Annotated in this window: 16 protein-coding genes; 5 read left to right on the plus strand and 11 right to left on the minus strand. The window is 59.0% G+C overall.

Features of this window, described 5'->3' with window-relative positions; translation table 11 throughout:
* The first annotated feature begins 9 nt into the window (after nt 1–9).
* Entirely contained in the window at nt 10–483 is a 474-nt protein-coding gene (gene sulA / locus J2X66_RS02525) for an SOS-induced cell division inhibitor SulA (protein WP_027921685.1), read from the plus strand.
* Nucleotides 484–569: 86 nt separating this feature from the next.
* Here sulA and J2X66_RS02530 read toward each other — a convergent pair whose 3' ends face one another.
* The 7 genes from J2X66_RS02530 to J2X66_RS02560 all read right to left on the minus strand — a co-directional run bounded on the left by J2X66_RS02530 (nt 570) and on the right by J2X66_RS02560 (nt 9,031).
* Nucleotides 570–803, minus strand: coding sequence for a hypothetical protein (locus J2X66_RS02530; RefSeq protein ID WP_027921686.1), 234 nt, complete (start codon nt 801–803; stop codon nt 570–572).
* 152 nt (nt 804–955) lie between these two features.
* Nucleotides 956–1,480 carry a DUF6586 family protein gene (locus J2X66_RS02535; protein ID WP_027921687.1) on the minus strand — a complete coding sequence of 175 codons (525 nt, stop codon included), beginning with the start codon at nt 1,478–1,480 and terminating at the stop codon, nt 956–958.
* Between the two features lie 141 nt (nt 1,481–1,621).
* A complete protein-coding gene (topA, locus tag J2X66_RS02540; protein ID WP_310260452.1) occupies nt 1,622–4,249 on the minus strand; it encodes a type I DNA topoisomerase in 2,628 nt (875 codons plus the stop codon).
* Nucleotides 4,250–4,363: 114 nt separating this feature from the next.
* Nucleotides 4,364–4,600 carry a DUF1653 domain-containing protein gene (locus tag J2X66_RS02545; RefSeq protein WP_007953059.1) on the minus strand — a complete coding sequence of 79 codons (237 nt, stop codon included), beginning with the start codon at nt 4,598–4,600 and terminating at the stop codon, nt 4,364–4,366.
* A gap of 99 nt (nt 4,601–4,699) precedes the next feature.
* The gene (gene fadA, locus J2X66_RS02550; protein WP_008007076.1) at nt 4,700–5,875 is read right to left on the minus strand and encodes an acetyl-CoA C-acyltransferase FadA; all 1,176 of its coding nucleotides are present in this window, start codon (nt 5,873–5,875) and stop codon (nt 4,700–4,702) included.
* 32 nt (nt 5,876–5,907) lie between these two features.
* Nucleotides 5,908–8,055, minus strand: a complete 2,148-nt coding sequence (fadB, locus tag J2X66_RS02555) for a fatty acid oxidation complex subunit alpha FadB (protein WP_310260455.1) — start codon at nt 8,053–8,055, stop codon at nt 5,908–5,910.
* A gap of 538 nt (nt 8,056–8,593) precedes the next feature.
* Complete coding sequence (locus tag J2X66_RS02560) at nt 8,594–9,031, minus strand: hypothetical protein (protein ID WP_310260457.1); 438 nt, start codon at nt 9,029–9,031, stop codon at nt 8,594–8,596.
* A 104-nt stretch (nt 9,032–9,135) separates the two neighbouring features.
* On the opposite strand from J2X66_RS02560, the gene J2X66_RS02565 reads away from it, so the two are divergent.
* A complete protein-coding gene (locus tag J2X66_RS02565) occupies nt 9,136–9,573 on the plus strand; it encodes a universal stress protein (RefSeq protein ID WP_310260459.1) in 438 nt (145 codons plus the stop codon).
* A gap of 82 nt (nt 9,574–9,655) precedes the next feature.
* On the opposite strand, the gene J2X66_RS02570 is transcribed toward J2X66_RS02565, so the two are convergent.
* Nucleotides 9,656–11,575, minus strand: a complete 1,920-nt coding sequence (locus tag J2X66_RS02570; protein ID WP_027921693.1) for an ATP-binding cassette domain-containing protein — start codon at nt 11,573–11,575, stop codon at nt 9,656–9,658.
* Between the two features lie 216 nt (nt 11,576–11,791).
* Between J2X66_RS02570 and J2X66_RS02575 the strand changes: the two genes are divergently transcribed.
* Nucleotides 11,792–13,720, plus strand: coding sequence for a transglycosylase SLT domain-containing protein (locus J2X66_RS02575; RefSeq protein ID WP_310260461.1), 1,929 nt, complete (start codon nt 11,792–11,794; stop codon nt 13,718–13,720).
* A gap of 69 nt (nt 13,721–13,789) precedes the next feature.
* Here the strand turns inward: J2X66_RS02575 and J2X66_RS02580 are convergent, their stop codons facing one another.
* The gene (locus J2X66_RS02580; RefSeq protein WP_310260463.1) at nt 13,790–15,574 is read right to left on the minus strand and encodes an ABC transporter transmembrane domain-containing protein; all 1,785 of its coding nucleotides are present in this window, start codon (nt 15,572–15,574) and stop codon (nt 13,790–13,792) included.
* A gap of 254 nt (nt 15,575–15,828) precedes the next feature.
* Here J2X66_RS02580 and J2X66_RS02585 point away from each other — a divergent pair, with 254 nt between their 5' ends.
* The gene (locus J2X66_RS02585; protein ID WP_310260465.1) at nt 15,829–16,008 is read left to right on the plus strand and encodes a PA1571 family protein; all 180 of its coding nucleotides are present in this window, start codon (nt 15,829–15,831) and stop codon (nt 16,006–16,008) included.
* Between the two features lie 159 nt (nt 16,009–16,167).
* Here J2X66_RS02585 and pdxB read toward each other — a convergent pair whose 3' ends face one another.
* Nucleotides 16,168–17,310, minus strand: coding sequence for a 4-phosphoerythronate dehydrogenase PdxB (gene pdxB, locus J2X66_RS02590; RefSeq protein WP_310260468.1), 1,143 nt, complete (start codon nt 17,308–17,310; stop codon nt 16,168–16,170).
* A 187-nt stretch (nt 17,311–17,497) separates the two neighbouring features.
* On the opposite strand from pdxB, the gene J2X66_RS02595 reads away from it, so the two are divergent.
* Nucleotides 17,498–18,907: an MATE family efflux transporter gene (locus J2X66_RS02595; protein WP_310260470.1), complete on the plus strand. Its 1,410-nt coding sequence runs from the start codon at nt 17,498–17,500 to the stop codon at nt 18,905–18,907.
* Here J2X66_RS02595 and tusA read toward each other — a convergent pair.
* Entirely contained in the window at nt 18,904–19,155 is a 252-nt protein-coding gene (gene tusA / locus J2X66_RS02600; protein ID WP_310261433.1) for a sulfurtransferase TusA, read from the minus strand. The two genes, J2X66_RS02595 and tusA, sit on opposite strands and share 4 nt — an antisense overlap.
* Nucleotides 19,156–19,229: the final 74 nt, after the last annotated feature.

Raw genomic sequence — 19,229 nt, forward strand, 5'->3', positions numbered from 1 at the left:
GGAGGCTTTATGCAGTTCCCACACACATCACAGCAAGCCCAATTGCCACTGTTCGAGGCATTCATGGCGCAACCCCTGGCGCCGATCCTGAAAGACGTGGTCGAGTCGCCCTGGAGCGCCGAGCCCGAAGTCTTCAGTGAGCTGTCGCTACGTGGTGCAGCGGGAAACTGCCTGAACCTTCTGGCACCGATTCTCAGGGAGTTGAGCCAAGACCAGGACGCACGCTGGCTGACACTGATTGCCCCACCAGCGAGCCTGACCCAGGCTTGGCTGCGGGACGCCGGCCTCAATCGCGAACGCATTCTGCTGCTGCAACCTCGCGGCACTCAAAGCGCTCAGCAGTTGACCTGCGAAGCCTTGCGCCTGGGCCGCAGCCACACAGTGGTCAGCTGGCTCAACCCATTGAACACAACATCACGGCAACAGTTGATCAGCGCCGCCCGGACCGGGGACGCACAAAGCTTGAATATTCGACTGGGTTGAAACAACGGGCGCTTAGAACTGCGCAGGGCTTCTCCAAGGATAGAGAAGCCGACCTGTAGCGATACCCGTATTACCGACGGGCGGAATCAATGAAGGACGCGAGTCCCTTGATCCTTTTCAAATTCGCCTTCAACCAGACGCCCCGCCATCTGAACGCCGACGCTCAACATCGCCTTGGCGACTTCCACGTATTGGCCTTGCAGGAACGCCTTGGCATCCTCGGAGAAATCCAAAGTAACCAGAGAACCCTCGTCCTCGGCCCTGCGCAGCTCGATACGGCCGTCTGGTAACTCGACAATTTCTAGAAAGGACGTTGGCATAAAGGTCTGTTCTCCACGAAAGGCGGGGATTATATAGGCATCGGTCAGGCTTCGCTCAGCAAGTTGACCAGATGTCATTGCAGTGAAATATCTTTTTGCACTCATCCCTGAGCGGACACCCTGTCGGGGCATCCGTCTTTACGCTTAATCCTTCAGCACTCGTTCAATCCTTCGCGAAACCGGATCGCCAGACCTTTCAGGTTCTGACGCCAGCTTTCCAGCTCTTCCCGGCTCAATTCTTCAGGCGCCTCTTCTGCATCCAGGTTAACGGCCAGGATCAGCGGCTGAGTCACGTCGCCTTTAGGCTTGTGCGGCGCGCGGGGCGGTTGAAACAACGCCGCATGGGCCGCCAGCAATTTGGCCAACCAGGTTTCAGGATTTTGCGCGAGCTCGACCATCTCCGCCATTTCAGGAATCGCGATGGCTTCGAGGACCTCTCGAGTCAGCAACAACTCAGCCCGAGGCGCGTTGGCTTGTGGCAAGCGATAGAACCCGGCGATTTCATGGCACAGCCCCAGCAAGGCACCGTACAGGTGAAACAACGCCGATTCGCGCCCTGCCTGGATCAGCGCCAGCGAGTTCATTGCCCGCCCCTCTTCGGCCTTGGCGAGCGCTTCAAGCGACAGGCCGGCGAAATAAATCTTCTGATTGGTACGGGTATAAAGTTCGTGGGCCATGACGGCAGCCTCCACAACGAAATAATTGCTTCACGCAGGTCAGACAGTGTCGTGGATCACCCGCGGCGACCGCAAGCACAAAACAAAAAGGCCACATGAAAACCCGAGGGTTGTCATGCGGCCTTTTGTGTACAGCTGTATTTAAGCCTTGGCTGCCGGACGCTTGTCTTCAACCGTCCACTTGCCGCCGTCGTAGTACGCCTTCCAGCCAGTCGGCTTACCGTCGACTTCTGTCTGCACATACTGCTCTTTGGTCTTGCGGCTGTAACGAATCACGGAAGGGAGACCGTCCGGATCTTTCTTCGGCGCTTCACAGAGGAAGTGGTACTTCGGATCGATCTCATCTTTGTGCGGCACAATTTCCATAACCAGCGGAGCACGAGTTTCGCGGTTTTTCGGGAATTGGCTGGCCGCCAGGAACAGGCCGGAAGCACCGTCGCGCAGGATGTAGGTGTCGTTGACCTTTTCGCATTTCAGCTCAGGCATCTTCACCGGGTCCATCTTCGGCGGTGCCGCGTCACCGCTCTTCAGCAGCTTGCGGGTGTTCTTGCAGGTCGGGTTGGTGCAACCGAAGAACTTGCCGAACCGGCCGGTCTTGAGCTGCATCTCGCTGCCGCACTTGTCACATTCCAGGCTCGGACCTTCATAGCCTTTGATGCGATAGGTGCCCTCTTCGATTTCGTAGCCCGAGCAATCCGGATTGTTACCGCAGATGTGCAGCTTGCGCTTCTCATCGAGCAGGTAAGCGTCCATCGCCGTGCTGCAGATCGGGCATCGATGCTTGCCACGCAGCACCAGGGATTCCGACTCACCTTCGTCGTCCGCGGCGATTTCATCACCCGGCACCAGGTTGACGGTGGCCTTGCAGCGCTCTTTCGGTGGCAGGCTGTAACCCGAGCAGCCGAGGAACACGCCAGTCGACGCCGTACGAATCTGCATTGGACGGCCGCAGGTCAGGCACGGAATGTCGGTCATGACCGGCTGGTTGGCACGCATGCCGTTTTCGGCGCTTTCGGCTACTTCGAGTTTTTTCTTGAAGTCACCATAGAACTCGTCCAGAACGTTTTTCCAGTCACGTTCGCCCTGGGCCACGTCATCGAGGTTCTCTTCCATGCCGGCGGTGAAGCCGTAGTCCATGAGGTTGGAGAAGCTCTCGGACAGACGCTCGGTGACGATGTCACCCATCTTTTCCGAATAGAAACGACGGTTGTGCAGCGCGACGTAGCCGCGGTCCTGGATGGTCGAAATGATCGCCGCGTAGGTCGAAGGACGACCGATGCCGCGTTTTTCCATTTCTTTAACCAGGCTCGCTTCCGAGTAACGTGCAGGTGGCTTGGTGAAGTGCTGGGTCGGATCAAGCTTGATCAGCTTCATCGCATCGCCCTGAGCCATGTCTGGCAGCACGTCGTCATCGCCCGGCTTGGTAATTTGCGGCATCACGCGGGTGTAACCGTCGAACTTGAGGATGCGGCCCTTGGCACGCAGCTCGAAATCGCCGGCACCCACGGTGACGGTGGTCGACAGGTATTGCGCCGGCAGCATCTGGCAGGCGAGGAACTGGCGCCAGATCAGCTCGTAGAGCCGCTCTGCATCACGCTCCATGCCCGACAACTTGCTTGGCTCGGTGTTGGCGTCGGAGGGACGAATCGCTTCGTGAGCCTCTTGTGCGCCTTCCTTGCTGCTGTAGACGTTCGGGGTTTCCGGCAGGTACTTCTTGCCGAATTCGCCTTCGATATAACTGCGCGCCATCGTCACGGCATCGGCCGAGAGGTTGGTGGAGTCGGTACGCATGTAAGTGATGTAGCCGGCTTCGTACAGACGCTGGGCCATCATCATGGTTTTCTTCACGCCGAAGCCCAGGCGATTGCTCGCTGCCTGCTGCAGGGTGGACGTGATGAAAGGAGCCGACGGCTTGCTGCTGGTCGGTTTGTCTTCGCGCTTGACGATGCTGTAGCTGGAAGCCTTGAGCTTTTCCAGCGCGGCCATGGCCTGGGCTTCGTTAAGCGGCTTGAAGGCCTCGCCTTTCTCACGCGCCACGTCAAAGCGCACAGTTGCGCCTTTGGCGGTGCCGAGGTCAGCGTGAACTTCCCAGTATTCTTCCGGGTTGAACGCACGGATTTCGCGTTCGCGCTCAACCACCAGTTTTACCGCAACCGACTGCACGCGACCGGCGGACAGGCCACGGGCGATCTTGGCCCACAGCAGCGGCGAAACCATGTAACCCACCACGCGGTCGAGAAAACGACGTGCCTGTTGGGCATTTACACGATCAATGTCCAGCTCGCCCGGCTTGGAGAAGGCTTCCTGGATCGCCTTCTTGGTGATTTCGTTGAATACCACGCGCTTGTAGCGGCTGTCGTCACCACCGATGGCTTCGCGCAGGTGCCAGGCAATGGCTTCCCCCTCGCGGTCCAAGTCGGTTGCGAGATAGATGGTGTCAGCATCTTTGGCGAGCCGGCGCAGCTCTTCGATGACTTTTTCCTTGCCCGGGAGGATCTCGTACTTGGCTTTCCAGCCATGATCGGGATCGACACCCATGCGCGAGACCAGCTGCTTGCGCGCTTTCTCTTTCGGCGTGAGCACCGGACCTTCACCCGCGGCAGCCTTGCCGCGCTTGGCGGCTGGCTCTTTGCTGGCGCTAGCCGAACCGCTGGTGGGCAGGTCTCGGATATGGCCGATACTCGACTTCACCACGTATTGGTTACCCAGATACTTGTTGATGGTCTTGGCCTTAGCCGGGGATTCCACAATGACCAGCGATTTGCCCATGGATCAGAAAATTCCTGAATTCTAGAAGTGAAAGGCGGTTGGCGCCTGACGCGGCACCGCTATATATAGTGGCTACAAGGCGAGGTCAAGCGCAGGGTTTTGCGCGCACTCAGCTTATGGCTTCGAAAAAAGGCTCGGTTCGGCTTGCACCAAAGCAAAGCGTGGCACCTGTTCGCCGTCAACTTCGACCGACTCCAGGAACATGCTCAAGGGACGCACCCAAAAGCCGTAATCGCCATACAGGGCTTGGTAGAAGACCACTTCTTCTTCGGTTTCCGAATGCCGCGCAACACTGAATACGCGGTACTGCGGACCTTTGTAATGTTGGTAGAGCCCAGGTTGTATCGGCATGGTTTGGCCCTCACTCAAATCTTTTCAAAATAAAAACAAAAATAAATTCAGAAAAACAAAAACCGGGGCACTTGGCCCCGGCTTCCGTCAACGGAACGCTTAAACGCGTTCGAAGACGGTGGAGATGCCTTGGCCGAGACCAATGCACATGGTAGCCACCCCGAAGGTGCCGCCATTTTGCTTCATCACGTTCAACAGCGTGCCGGAGATACGTGCACCGGAGCAACCGAACGGGTGACCCAGGGCGATTGCGCCGCCGTGCAGGTTAACCTTCTCGTTCATCTTGTCGAGCACTTTCAGATCTTTCAGCACTGGCAGGGCCTGTGCGGCGAAAGCTTCGTTGAGCTCGAAGAAGTCGATATCGTTAATGCCAAGTCCCGCGCGCTTCAGTGCTTTTTGTGTAGCCGGTACTGGACCATAGCCCATGATTGCAGGATCCACACCTGCCACTGCCATCGAACGAATCACGGCCATAGGCTGGATGCCCAGGTCCTGAGCACGCTGCGCCGACATCACGATCATGCACGAAGCACCGTCAGTGATTTGCGACGAAGTACCCGCCGTCACGGTGCCGCCCTTCGGGTTAAACGCTGGCTTCAGTGCCGCCAGGCTTTCCAGGGTAGTTTCCGGACGAATGGTTTCGTCGTAATCGAACAGTTTCAGGAAACCGTTCTCGTCGTAGCCCTGCATCGGGATTATTTCGTCTTTGAACTTGCCTTCCAGGGTCGCCTTGTGGGCGAGCTGGTGGGAACGTACGCCGAAAGCGTCCTGTTGTTCGCGAGTGATGCCGTGCATTTTGCCCAGCATTTCAGCGGTCAGGCCCATCATGCCCGAGGCTTTCGCCGCGTACAGGGACATGTGCGGGTTCGGATCGACACCGTGCATCATGCTCACGTGGCCCATATGCTCGACGCCGCCGACGACAAACACGTCACCATTGCCGGTCATGATCGCTTGCGCTGCAGTGTGCAGTGCGCTCATCGACGAGCCACACAGGCGGCTGACGGTCTGACCGGCAGCAGTGTGCGGGATCTGAGTCATCAGGGACGCCATGCGCGCGATGTTCCAGCCCTGTTCCAGGGTCTGGTTTACGCAGCCCCAGATCACGTCTTCGACTTCGCTCGGGTCAACCTTGACGTTGCGTTCCAGCAATTTGCTGATCAGGTGCGCCGACATGTCTTCGGCGCGGGTGTTGCGGTGCATGCCGCCCTTGGAGCGGCCCATCGGAGTACGACCGAAGTCGACAATCACGACGTCTCTTGGATTCAAGCTCATAAAATTTCACTCTCGCTCAAGTGTTGGGACGCTTAACCGAAGAACCGTTGGCCGGTTTTGGCCATTTCACGCAGTTTTGCGGTCGGGTGGTACAGCGCGCCCAAATCAGCGTACTGGTCAGCCAGGGCAACGAACTCGGCAACACCGATCGAATCGATGTAGCGCAGCGCACCGCCACGGAATGGAGGGAAACCAATACCGTAGACCAGACCCATGTCGGCTTCGGCAGCGGTTTCGACGATGCCGTCTTCCAGGCAACGCACGGTTTCCAGGCACAGCGGGATCATCATCCAATTGATGATGTCTTCGTCAGTGACTTCGCGCTGCTCGTAAACGATCGGCTTGAGCACTTCCAGCACCGATGGGTCGGCGACTTTCTTCTGCTTGCCGCGCTTGTCAGTCTCGTAGGCGTAGAAGCCCTTGCCGTTCTTCTGGCCAAGGCGCTTGGCTTCGTAGAGCACGTCGATCGCGGTACGGCGGTCGTCCTTCATGCGGTCCGGGAAGCCTTCAGCCATCACGTCACGACCGTGGTGACCGGTGTCGATGCCGACCACGTCCATCAGGTACGCCGGGCCCATTGGCCAGCCGAATTTTTCCATGACCTTATCGATACGGACGAAGTCCACACCGGCGCTGACCAGTTTGGCGAAACCGCCGAAATACGGGAACAGTACGCGGTTGACCAGAAAGCCCGGGCAGTCATTGACGACGATCGGGTTCTTGCCCATTTTCTTGGCGTAGGCAACGGTGGTGGCAACAGCCAGCTCGCTGGACTTCTCGCCACGAATCACTTCAACCAGCGGCATCATGTGCACAGGGTTGAAGAAGTGCATGCCGACAAAATTTTCCGGACGCTTGAGAGCTTTGGCCAGCAAGGTGATGGAAATGGTCGAGGTGTTGGACGCGAGGATGGTGTCCTCTTTGACCTTGTCTTCGACTTCAGCCAGTACGGCTTGCTTGACCTTAGGGTTTTCGACGACCGCTTCAACCACCAGATCCACGTGACCGAAATCACCGTAGGACAGGGTCGGACGAATGCCGTTGAGCACTTCAGCCATTTTCGCGGCGGTCATGCGACCTTTATCAACGCGGCCGACCAGCAGCTTGGCGGCTTCAGCCAAGCCTTGCTCAATACCGTGCTCGTTGATGTCCTTCATCAGGATCGGCGTACCTTTGGAGGCCGACTGATAAGCGATACCGCCACCCATGATGCCGGCGCCCAATACGGCAGCCTGCTTCACGTCTTTGGCGATTTCGTCGTAGGCCTTGGCCTTTTTCTTCAGCTCCTGATCGTTCAGGAACAGACCGATCAAGCTCTGCGCGGCAGAGGTCTTGGCCAGTTTGACGAAACCGGCGGCTTCGACTTCCAGCGCTTTGTCACGACCGAAGTTCGCGGCTTTCTGGATGGTCTTGATCGCTTCAACCGGCGCCGGGTAGTTCGGGCCAGCCTGACCGGCCACGAAACCTTTGGCGGTTTCGAAAGCCATCATTTGTTCGATTGCGTTCAGCTTCAGCTTTTCCAGCTTCGGTTGACGCTTGGCCTTGTAGTCAAACTCGCCGGAGATGGCGCGCTTGATCAATTCAAGGGCCGCTTCCTGCAGCTTCTCAGGGGCAACCACTGCGTCCACTGCGCCGACTTTCAGCGCGTCTTCAGGACGGTTTTCTTTGCCTGCTGCAATCCACTCGATGGCGTTGTCGGCACCGATCAGGCGCGGCAGACGCACAGTGCCGCCGAAGCCCGGGTAGATGCCCAGCTTGACTTCCGGCAGGCCGATCTTGGCCTTGGTGGACATGACGCGGTAATCCGCTGCCAGGCACATTTCCAGACCGCCACCCAAGGCAATACCGTTGATTGCTGCGACAGTCGGGACGTTGAGGTCTTCGAAATCGCTGAAAATCTTGTTGGCTTCCAGATTGCCAGCAACAAGCTCGGCATCAGGCAGCTTGAAATTTTCGACAAATTCGGTGATGTCGGCGCCGACGATGAACACGTCCTTGCCACTGCTGACGATCACGCCCTTGATCGAAGCATCTGCCTTGATGGCGTCTACAGCCTGACGCAGTTCGTTCAGGGTTAGACGGTTGAACTTGTTGACGGACTCACCCTTGAGGTCGAATTTCAATTCGACGATGCCACTTTCAAGAGCCTTAACCGTGATGGCTTTACCTTCGTAAATCATCAACTGATCTCCACGATATGGAAGCTGAACAGTACACGTCGGACGCAGGCGAATGGCTCGGCAGGACGTTAAACGTCAATGCTACGCCAATCCACCCGGCACACCCTCCAACGCGATAGTCGGGATTCTGTAGGAGCGATCTGAAATACAAACGCTCAATTCATACGCCCGTTTGATTTGGGTACGCCACCTTCACGGAATTTCCGACAATTGTCAATCGCCCAAAATACGGGTTGAAACGCGACTTTGCGGTCACTTCCGTACTGCGAAGATCTTCAACACGCACATGCATGTGAACTCATTCATAGAATCAATAGTTAGAAAAGTCGCCCTAATTCGCTGCAGCCCGCGTTTAACAAGCTACGCTGGCATGAACCTGAAAAAAAAAGATGACCGCGCTTGGCGAATGTCTGGCGTAAGATCCGCCCTACAGCGAATTACCGGCCTGCCTGGCCAACCCCAGCCCGATGATGATGTCGGGCTTTTTATTGCCTGTCTGTCCGCATTGCGCCCCCTTGCAGAGCGCAATGCTCTCATTTCATGCCAGCGCTTTGAGCACCGAATCAATGTCCTGTAAAACGGCTGCCTCGCCCTTCTCGCCCCAATACAAGGTGATCATCTGTTTGTCCGCCTCGACCTTGTAGACATTGGCTGGCAATTTTTCGAAATGATTGAGCAACGCTCGATCCTCGCAAACCTCCTGCCACTGATTCACCCATACACCCGGTGATTTTTGCCAGTAGCTCCAGCATGCAGACTGATTGCCACGGCGTGGCCGATGGTACTGCGCACACGGGCTCGGCGGCTCCTGGCTTAGCCAGTGCGGCCACTCCTGAGGCGCCAGCTGCATGGCCAGGCCGATGCGTCGTGCCTCCATGCGCAGGGCCATGCGCCCGCTCTGACCACGCGACGGTCGCAACCATGCCAGTGGACTCAGCACCACCAGCAGGATTGACACCACTATCCAGACCGTCATATCTGTACTCCCGATTCTTGATGGGCGCTTTGGCTCACTGTGGAACCATTGCGCTTGAAACCAGCCATACTTACCAATATTGCAATCCTCAGGAGGAGCACCTCATGCCCTACAACCATATTCTGGTCGCTGTAGATCTAACCGAAGAGTGCGACCCTGTAATCCACCGCGCTCGCGAGCTGGCGGTAAGCAACGGGGCGAAGTTGTCCCTGGTGCACATTGTCGAGCCAATGGCCATGGCCTTTGGCGGCGACGTGCCGATGGACCTGTCACAACTGCAACAACAGCAGTTCGATCAGGCCAAGGAGCGACTGGACCGATTGATTGTGAAGTATCCGGAACTCTCCAAGGAATACAGCCACCTGACTTACGGCCAGCCGCGTCAAGAGATTCACCATCTGGCCAAGGAACAGACTTGCGACCTGATCGTGGTGGGCAGCCATGGGCGACACGGCCTAGCCTTGCTGCTGGGTTCGACCGCCAATGACGTGCTGCACGGCGCGCCATGCGATGTGCTCGCAGTGCACCTGATCAAACGCTGAAACATAGAACCTGCAGATCGCCTTTCATACGAAAAGCCCGACGCTCATCACTGAACGCCGGGCTTTTTTGTTACGGGATCAATCAGGCATCCAGCTCGGCCCAGCGCTCGACCATCACGTCCAGCTCGGCCTGCAACTGCTCCAGCTGCGCAATTACCGCAGCCGTCTCGGCAGCAGGACGTTGATAAAAACCTGCATCGGCCATTTGCGCTTCAACCGCCGCAATCTGCTGCTCCATGGCTTCGATCTGAGCCGGCAGCATTTCCAGCTCACGCTGATGCTTGTAGCTAAGCTTCTTCTTAGCCACCGGCGCTTCAGCAGCTGCAACGACAGGTGCTGCCTGCGCCGTTACAACCGCGGAGGTCAGGTCGGCCTTGCCGGATTTGCTTTCGGTCACGCCCAGCAGGCGCGGCGAACCGCCCTGACGCAGCCAGTCCTGATAACCACCGACGTACTCGCGAACCTTGCCTTCACCTTCGAAGACCAGAGTGCTGGTGACCACGTTGTCGAGGAATGCCCGGTCGTGACTGACCATCAGCACGGTGCCGTTGAAGGTCAGCAAGACCTCTTCCAGCAGTTCGAGGGTTTCCACATCGAGGTCGTTGGTCGGTTCGTCGAGGACCAGCAGGTTCGCCGGCTTGCTGAACAGTTTGGCCAGCAACAGACGGGCACGCTCACCACCGGACAGCGCCTTGACCGGCGTGCGGGCACGCTGCGGGCTGAACAGGAAATCGCCGAGGTAGCTCAGCACGTGACGGCTCTGACCATCGATATCGATGAAGTCGCGACCTTCGGCTACGTTGTCGATTACAGTCTTTTCCAGGTCCAGCTGATGGCGCAACTGGTCGAAGTAGGCCACGTCGATGCGCGTCCCCTCTTCCACTGTGCCGCTGGTTGGCTGTAGACCACTGAGCATCAGCTTCAGCAGTGTGGTCTTGCCGGTACCGTTGGCGCCGAGCAGACCGATACGGTCGCCACGCGTCAGGACCATCGAGAAATCCTTGATCAGGAACGGGCCACCCGGGTGAGCGAAGCTCACGTTCTCGAGGACCATCACCTGCTTGCCGGACTTGTCAGCGGTGTCCAGCTGAATGTTGGCCTTGCCGGTGCGCTCACGGCGCTCGCTGCGCTCGACACGCAAGGCTTTCAATGCGCGGACGCGGCCTTCGTTACGGGTGCGACGGGCCTTGATGCCCTGACGGATCCAGACTTCTTCCTGAGCCAGCTTCTTGTCGAACAGCGCGTTGGCGGTTTCTTCAGCCGCCAGCGAGGCTTCTTTGTGCACGAGGAAACTGGCGTAGTCGCCGTTCCAGTCGATCAGACCACCGCGATCCAGTTCGAGGATGCGGGTCGCGAGGTTTTGCAGGAATGAACGGTCGTGCGTGATGAACAGCACAGCGCCCTGGAAATCCTTCAGCGCTTCTTCGAGCCAGGCAATGGCACCGATGTCCAGGTGGTTGGTCGGTTCGTCGAGCAGCAGCAGGTCCGGTTCGGAGACGAGGGCCTGAGCCAGCAGGACGCGACGACGCCAGCCGCCGGACAATTCGGCGAGGGTCTTGTCGGCCGGCAACTGCAGACGGCTCAACGTACTGTCGACCAGTTGCTGCAAACGCCAGCCATCGCGGGCTTCGAGGTCATGCTGGACGTGCATCAGTTTGTCCAGGTCGGCGTCGGTGACGATGTTCTGGCTCAGGTGGTGATACTGCGCGAGCAGCTCGCCCACACCGTCCAGCCCCTCGGCAACCACGTCGAACACGGTCCGCTCGTCGGCTACCGGCAATTCTTGCGGCAATTCGCCAATCTTGAGGCCGGGTGCACGCCAAACGGAGCCCTCGTCGGGCTTCTGGTCGCCCTTGACGAGCTTCATCATGCTGGACTTGCCAGTGCCGTTGCGGCCGATGATGCACACCCGCTCACCACGGGCGATCTGCCAGGACACCTTGTCCAACAACGGCATAGCGCCGAAAGCAAGGGACACATCGCTGAATTTGAGCAGGGTCATGAGCTTCTCCAAAAACCGGGGGCGCATTCTACCTGACTTGAGGCTCCAGAAGTCCGGCAATTTCACTCTCGAAGCACTCTGAATAACAAATGTTACGAACTTGGGCTGACAGGCCTGCAAAGCTTTCGCCCATTGCTGGCAAAAGGCTAAGCTACAGACTATTCAGTGCGCGTAATCCCCCGCACTTGTCTCATGATTTCTCTGCCCGGACGTCTCATGCGCAGTCGCCTTTTCAGTCTTTTATCTTGCTTGCTACTTTCAGCTACTGCCGTTCAATCAGCGCAGGCAGTAGACCTGTCCACCCAGCGCCAATATTACGATGAAGCCAAGCGCGCCCTGGCCAAAGGCGATACCGGTCCTTACTTTCGCTACAGCCAGGCCCTCCGTGATTACCCACTGGAGCCGTACCTGGCCTATGACGAGTTGACCGCTCGCCTGAAAACCGCCAGCAATGCCGAAATCGAGAAATTCCTCGCCGACCACGGTGACCTGCCGCAAGCCAACTGGATGAAATTGCGCTGGCTGCGCTGGCTGGCCGACCGTGGCGACTGGGCCACCTTCGTCAAGTATTACGACCCCAAGCTCAATTTCACCGAACTGGACTGCCTGAATGCGCAGTATCAGATTGGTCACAACCAGAAGGCCGAAGGCTATGCCAACGCCAACAAGCTCTGGCTGACCGGCAAATCCCAGCCGTCTTCTTGCGATGCGCTGTTCGGGCAATGGGCTGCCGAAGGTCAACTGACCGAGCAAAAACGCTGGGAGCGCGCCAAGCTCGCCGCCCAGGCGCGCAATTATCCGCTGGCCAACAGCCTGGTTAACGGCCTGACCACCCTCGCCCCTCGCGGACGACTGCTGATCGATGTGGCGCAAAAGCCCGAGCTGCTCAACCAGCCTTCGCGCTTCACCCCGGCTGACGAACCAATGTCCGACGTGGTCAGCCTTGGCCTGCGCCGCCTGGCCAAGCAGGACCCGGACAAGGCCATGGACTTGCTCGACGGTTATGCCAGCAGCATGCACTTCTCTCGCGACGAAAAAGTGGCGATCGCCCGGGAAATCGGCCTGACGCTGGCGCGACGCTACGACCCTCGTGCGCTTGATGTCATGACCAAGTACGACCCGGAACTGCGCGACAACACTGTGTCCGAATGGCGTCTGCGCCTGCTGCTTCGCCTGGCTCGCTGGGACGACGCCTATCAGTTGTCTCGCCGCTTGCCACAGGACCTGGCGACCACAAACCGCTGGCGCTACTGGCAGGCCCGCGCCCTTGAGCTGGCGCAGCCACAAAACCCGGAAGCGCAGACGCTGTACAAGAGCCTTGCCCGTGAACGTGATTTTTATGGCTTCCTTGCCGCCGACCGTTCGCAGCAACCGTACTCGCTGCTCAACAAACCGCTGGTACTCAGCCAGGCCACCATCAACAAGGTGCGCAACACGCCGGGTATCCGTCGGGCACTGGAGTTCCACGCCCGCGGGCAGATCGTCGACGGTCGCCGCGAGTGGTATTACGTCAGTCGGCACTTCAACCGTGACGAGATGGTCGCCCAGGCGAAACTGGCCTATGACCTGAAATGGTATTTCCCGGCGATCCGCACCATCAGTCAGGCGCAGTACTGGGACGATCTGGACATCCGCTTCCCGATGGCCCACCGCGAAACCCTGGTCCGCGAAGCCAAGGTCCGTGGTTTGCACTCGAGCTGGGTGTTCGCCATCACGCGCCAGGAAAGCGCCTTCATGGACGACGCCCGCTCCGGCGTCGGCGCCAGCGGCCTGATGCAACTGATGCCCGGCACCGCCAAGGAAACCGCGCGCAAGTTCAGCATTCCGCTGGCCTCGCCGCAGCAAGTGATCGACCCGGACAAAAACATCCAGCTCGGCGCCGCGTACCTGAGCCAGGTCCATGCCCAGTTCAACGGCAACCGCGTCCTCGCCTCCGCTGCCTACAACGCCGGCCCCGGCCGCGTGCGCCAGTGGCTGCGCGGTGCAGACCACCTGAGCTTCGACGTCTGGGTGGAAAGCATCCCGTTCGACGAAACCCGTCAGTATGTGCAGAACGTGCTCTCGTATTCGGTGATCTACGGCCAGAAGCTCAACTCGCCACAGCCGCTGGTGGATTGGCATGAGCGGTATTTTGACGATCAGTGATCCCGCGTTGACCCACTGACAAAAAAAAGCCCGCATCGATTGATGCGGGCATTTTTTTGGGTCCTCGACTTAGTCGGTAACCGGGTCGGTCACCGTGTTGTGCCCATCACTAAACTGCAACGCCGCCAATCGTGCATACAGCGCATTGCTCGCAATCAACGCCTGATGCGTCCCCACCGCCACCAGTTTCCCTTGGTCCATGACCGCGATCCGATCAGCATTTTTCACCGTGGCCAAACGGTGAGCGATCACCAGCGTGGTGCGGTCTTTCATCAGGCTGGGCAGGGCTTGCTGGATCAGGTGTTCGCTCTGGGCATCGAGGGCGCTGGTGGCTTCGTCGAGCAACAGGATCGGCGCGTCCACCAGCAATGCGCGAGCAATGGCGAGGCGTTGGCGCTGGCCGCCAGACAGACCGAGGCCGCCGTCGCCAAGATGCGTCTGGTAACCGTGGGGCATTTGCTCAATGAAATCGTGGGCATAGGCGATTTTTGCTGCGTCCTGGACCTGGGCCAGGGTTGCCCCCGGATTACCGTAGCGGATGTTCTCTTCGATGCTGCCGAAGAACAGCGCAGGATTTTGCGAAACCAGCGCGAAGCAACGGCGCAGGTCGAGCGGATCGAGTTGGGTCAACGGCACGCCATCGAGCAGGATCTGTCCGGCGGCCGGATCGTAAAAGCGCAGCAGCAAGTCATACACCGTGGATTTTCCGGCCCCGGATGGCCCCACCAGCGCAAGGGTTTCGCCCGCGTTTATGGTCAGACTCAAGCCATCGACTGCGTAACTTTCGGGCCGCGACGGGTAGGAAAAATGCACGTCCTGTAGAACCAGATCGCCCTTCACCCGCTCCGGCAAGGTCACCAGGCCGGTGGTCGGTGGCTGGATGATATTTTCCGACCGCAGCAATTCGGCAATCCGCTCGGCCGCCCCCGCCGCGCGCTGCAACTCACCGATTACTTCGCTCAAGGTGCCAAAGGCACTGCCGACGATCAGGCTGTAGAAAACAAACGCCGCCAGTTCACCGGCCGAGATCCTCCCGGCGATCACGTCCATGCCACCGACCCACAGCATGACGCCGACGGCACCCAGTACCAGCACGATCACCAGCGTGATCAACCAGGCGCGCTGAAAGATGCGTTTACGCGCGGTGTCGAACGCCTGCTCCACGGTCAGGGCAAAGCGCTGCTCGTCCTGGACCTGATGGTTGTAAGCCTGCACGGTTTTGATCTGGCCGAGGGTTTCGGAGACATAGCTGCCGATATCGGCAATCCGGTCCTGGCTCAGGCGCGACAGGTTGCGCACCCGTCGGCCGAAAATCAGGATCGGGGCAATCACCAGCGGCAATGCGATCACCACGATGCTGGTGAGTTTGGGGTTAGTGATGAACAACAACACAATCCCGCCGATGACCATCAGCAGATTGCGCAGGAACAGCGACAACGACGAGCCGATCACCGATTGCAGCAATGTGGTGTCGGCGGTCAGCCGCGACTGGATTTCGGAACTGCGATTGTTTTCGTAGAACCCCGGATGCAGATAAACCAGGTGATTGAAGACCTGCCGACGGATGTCTGCGACCACACGCTCGCCGATCCACGACACCAGGTAAAAACGCGCAAAGGTGCCGATTGCCAGCCCAACCACCAATACCATGAACAAACCGATGGATTGATTGAGCAGGTGCGGTGACTGGGTCATGAACCCCTGATCCACCAGCAGGCGGATGCCCTGCCCCATCGACAAGGTAATGCCGGCGGTGACAATCAAGGCGAGCAAGGCGCCAAAGGCTTGCCAGCGATACGGCGCAAGAAAGCGAAGGGTCAGGCGGATCGCGCGGCGGTGACGGGCAGAGAGCATTGAGGGTTATCCAGTACGCCATTGATATCGCCAGCCTACACGGTCAGCGGGTGAACGCTGTAAATCACAATGAGTCAGGTTAATTATGACCGCGATGACTAGCCCCTAGACGCTATTGGTCTAAAGTCCGGGTGGCAACGTTTGTAAATTTCTGATGGACTGACATTGCCGTTCGGGAAAGATCGCAGGGAGTTGTCATAGCCCGGTCACCTGAAGGTTCTAAAGTAAGCACACACCTGAAGAGGAGACAGGCCATGTCCTTGCAAAACAGCAGCGAAGACAAGATTCAAGTGATCCGCACACAGCCAAACCAGTCTCTGGGGTGCTCGATTATCGAAGCCGATGGGCGTGAAGTACCGATCACTGAAGACATGATCCAGAAAGCGTGCAGCGAACTGGAAAAGCGATTGGTCAAGCCTGCCGAACAAGAGTGATATAGCCACCGTCTTCTTGACCCGGCCCTGGTTGGCCGGGTTTTTTATGGGTGCTTATCCGGTATTTGCGGGGCGGCTATCGCGAGCAGGCGCACTCCTACACTGGAAGGCGTACACCTGTGGGAGCGTGACTTGCCCGCGATGGGGCCAACTCGGTGCTCAAATGAGCGAAGCCCCCAACGCCACCACAATCTTCTGCAACTCGGGTGAATCCCCCTCAATCCGCACCTGCAACCCATCAATCTCGCGACGCGACGGGTAATGCTTACGCAATGCATCAAACGCCGCACGCTGTTCGCTCACACTGCCTACAAGACTGCGGCGAAAATCCGCATCGTCACGGCGCGGGTCGTACACACCACGGCACAGCATGGCCAGCGCCCACGCCGGATCAGCCTGCGCATGCAGGGTCACTTGCGACAACCACGGTGCCGGCAGCCAATCACTCAGGCTGACCTGAGCCGACTGTCCGAGAAACTCGCAATACGCCTGATAGATCTGCGACGTCCCACGCTGTTTGCCATCAAGGCTGTAACCGGCAATGTGCGGCGTCGCCAGCACGCACAACTCCGCCAGCGCCACGTCGACCTCAGGTTCACCTTCCCAAACGTCGAGCACCGCTTGCAGGTCTTCGCGCTCAAGCAGCACCTGGCGCAGGGCAGCGTTATCGACCACCGGGCCACGACTGGCGTTGATCAGCCAGGTGCCGGGTTTGAGCTGACCCAAGCGTCTTTTATCGAACAAATGCCAGGTCGACTGCGCGCCGTGCTTCTTCAAAGGCGTGTGCAGGCTGATGACGTCGCACTGCTCGATGATCTGTTCGAGGCTGACAAAGTCTGCGCCTTCAGACGCCTGCCGGGGCGGATCGCACACCAGCACGTTCCAGCCCAGACCTTGCAGGACCTTGACGAGACGACCGCCAACTTCGCCTGCACCGACCACGCCATACGTGCGCCGAGTCAGGTCAGCGCCTTCGATTTCAGCCAGGGTCAGCAGACTGCCGAGCACATAGTCGACCACACCCCGGGCATTGCAGCCGGGCGCGCTGGACCAGGTGATCCCGGCTTGCTGAAAGTAATCCAGGTCCAGGTGATCGGTGCCGATGGTGCACGTGCCGACAAAGCGCACGTTGCTGCCTTCGAGCAAGGCCCGATTGACGTTGGTCACCGAGCGGACCAGCAGCACATCGGCTTGTTCGACGGTGGCGCGGTCGATTGAACGTCCCGGTACCCGGCGGATGTCACCGAAACCGGAGAAGAAGGCATCGAGCAGCGGGATATTTTCGTCGGCAACAATCAGCATGGCAGGCTCCTTTGGCGGATCGGCAGTGTAGGCGGAGATGACCTTAGTGAGCCAGCAAGCATTGCGCAGGGAATCTCGCAACGTCCGAAATACGATTACAAATCCCTAACACAGGATTTTTCCTGACCACTGCGTCAGGGCGTAGAATGCATCGCCTTGCGCATCAACACCTTTGGACGTTTCGCCTTTGAATTCCGTGACTGACCGCCTTGCCGCTACCCCCCTCACCCGCCCGACCCGGGTTCGCCTGGAGCTGAGAAACCTGCTCACCCTGGCGCTGCCGATCATGATCGCGCAGCTGGCAACCACCGCCATGGGGTTCGTCGATGCGGTGATGGCGGGCCGGGTCGGGCCTCGGGATCTGGCGGCGGTCGCACTGGGCAACTCCATCTGGGTGCCGGTGTTTCTGCTGATGACCGGCACCTTGCTGGCCACCACGCCAAAAGTCGCCCAGCGCTTTGGCGCCGGCACCCACAATGAAATCGGCCCGATTGTGCGCCAGGCACTGTGGCTCGCCCTGGTGGTGGGTTTGATGGCCACCGGCATGCTGTTCAGCGCCGAGCCGATCCTGCACATGATGAAGGTTGATCCCGAATTGATCGACCCGTGCATGCAATACCTGCACGGCATCGCCAGCGGCTTGCCCGCCGTCGCCTTCTATCATGTGTTGCGCTGCTTCAGTGATGGCCTGGGGCGTACGCGTCCGGCGATGGTGCTGGGCCTGTGCGGGTTGGCGCTGAACATTCCACTCAATTACATCTTCATCTATGGCCACTTCGGTGTACCGGCGATGGGCGGTGTCGGCTGCGGCTGGGCCACGGCGATTGTGATGTGGGTAATGGCGCTGGGCATGGCCGGCTGGGAACGCTGGGCACCGGCGTATCAGTCGAGCCAGTTGTTCAGCCGTTTCGACTGGCCGCAATGGTCGGTGATCAAGCGCTTGCTGGGCATCGGCCTGCCGATCGGCATCGCGGTGTTCGCCGAATCGAGCATCTTTGCCGTCATTGCGCTGCTGATCGGCAGCCTCGGCGCCACTGTGGTCGCCGGCCATCAGATCGCCCTGAACTTCAGCTCGCTGGTGTTCATGATCCCTTACTCCCTCGGCATGGCCGTAACGGTGCGGGTCGGCCAGGCCCTCGGTCGACAGGAACCACGCGAGGCACGTTTCGCCGCCGGTGTCGGCATGGGCACGGCGCTGGCGTATGCCTGCCTGTCCGCGAGCATGATGCTGTTGCTGCGCGAGCACATTGCAGCGATCTACACCGCTGACCCGACGGTGATTCGAGTAGCCGCGATGCTGATCGTGTACTCGGCGCTGTTCCAGTTTTCCGATGCCATCCAGGTGACGGCAGCCGGTGCATTACGCGGTTACCAGGACACGCGGGTCACGATGATCCTGACCCTGTTCGCCTATTGGGGGATTGGTTTGCCGGTGGGTTACGCGCTGGGCCTGACCGATTGGCTGGGCGCGCCAAGCGGCCCGAGCGGGCTGTGGCAAGGTTTGATCGTGGGCTTGAGCTGCGCGGCGCTGATGCTGTCGATCCGCCTGGCGCGCAGCGCACGCAAGCGGATCCGCATCAGTCATTCAGCGGGTTAAGCGAGTTTCTTGCGGATCCAGTACAGGTAGGTGCCCGCCTCTTCGTGCTGCGCCACCAATTCGTGGTCAAGAAACACGCAGAACTTGGGGATGTCGCGACGGGTCGACGGATCGGTCGCGATCACCTTGAGCAGGCCGCCGGGCACCAGGTCACGGATGTGCTGGTGCAGCATCATGACGGGTTCCGGACAATTGAGGCCGGTGGCGTCGAGGGTGCCGTCTACCGGCTTATCAAGCATTTCATTCATGATTAACTCCTGAAACTGGCCGGCATTGTCGCGCATTGCCGGGTCTTCGGTCATCTGTGGCATACCGCCGCCCC

Source organism: Pseudomonas sp. 3296, from assembly GCF_031456615.1.
GTDB classification, from domain to species: Bacteria; Pseudomonadota; Gammaproteobacteria; order Pseudomonadales; family Pseudomonadaceae; genus Aquipseudomonas; species Aquipseudomonas mucoides.

What these genes read in the sequence shown, in the direction of transcription:
- fadA (WP_008007076.1), bottom strand. Translation starts at nt 5,875, where the DNA reads ATGAGCTTGAATCCAAGAGACGTCGTGATTGTCGACTTCGGTCGTACT.
- J2X66_RS02530 (WP_027921686.1), bottom strand. Translation starts at nt 803, where the DNA reads ATGCCAACGTCCTTTCTAGAAATTGTCGAGTTACCAGACGGCCGTATC.
- J2X66_RS02585 (WP_310260465.1), top strand. Translation starts at nt 15,829, where the DNA reads ATGTCCTTGCAAAACAGCAGCGAAGACAAGATTCAAGTGATCCGCACA.
- sulA (WP_027921685.1), top strand. Translation starts at nt 10, where the DNA reads ATGCAGTTCCCACACACATCACAGCAAGCCCAATTGCCACTGTTCGAG.
- pdxB (WP_310260468.1), bottom strand. Translation starts at nt 17,310, where the DNA reads ATGCTGATTGTTGCCGACGAAAATATCCCGCTGCTCGATGCCTTCTTC.
- J2X66_RS02570 (WP_027921693.1), bottom strand. Translation starts at nt 11,575, where the DNA reads ATGACCCTGCTCAAATTCAGCGATGTGTCCCTTGCTTTCGGCGCTATG.
- J2X66_RS02580 (WP_310260463.1), bottom strand. Translation starts at nt 15,574, where the DNA reads ATGCTCTCTGCCCGTCACCGCCGCGCGATCCGCCTGACCCTTCGCTTT.
- fadB (WP_310260455.1), bottom strand. Translation starts at nt 8,055, where the DNA reads ATGATTTACGAAGGTAAAGCCATCACGGTTAAGGCTCTTGAAAGTGGC.
- J2X66_RS02560 (WP_310260457.1), bottom strand. Translation starts at nt 9,031, where the DNA reads ATGACGGTCTGGATAGTGGTGTCAATCCTGCTGGTGGTGCTGAGTCCA.
- J2X66_RS02575 (WP_310260461.1), top strand. Translation starts at nt 11,792, where the DNA reads ATGCGCAGTCGCCTTTTCAGTCTTTTATCTTGCTTGCTACTTTCAGCT.
- topA (WP_310260452.1), bottom strand. Translation starts at nt 4,249, where the DNA reads ATGGGCAAATCGCTGGTCATTGTGGAATCCCCGGCTAAGGCCAAGACC.
- J2X66_RS02535 (WP_027921687.1), bottom strand. Translation starts at nt 1,480, where the DNA reads ATGGCCCACGAACTTTATACCCGTACCAATCAGAAGATTTATTTCGCC.
- J2X66_RS02545 (WP_007953059.1), bottom strand. Translation starts at nt 4,600, where the DNA reads ATGCCGATACAACCTGGGCTCTACCAACATTACAAAGGTCCGCAGTAC.
- tusA (WP_310261433.1), bottom strand. Translation starts at nt 19,155, where the DNA reads ATGAATGAAATGCTTGATAAGCCGGTAGACGGCACCCTCGACGCCACC.
- J2X66_RS02565 (WP_310260459.1), top strand. Translation starts at nt 9,136, where the DNA reads ATGCCCTACAACCATATTCTGGTCGCTGTAGATCTAACCGAAGAGTGC.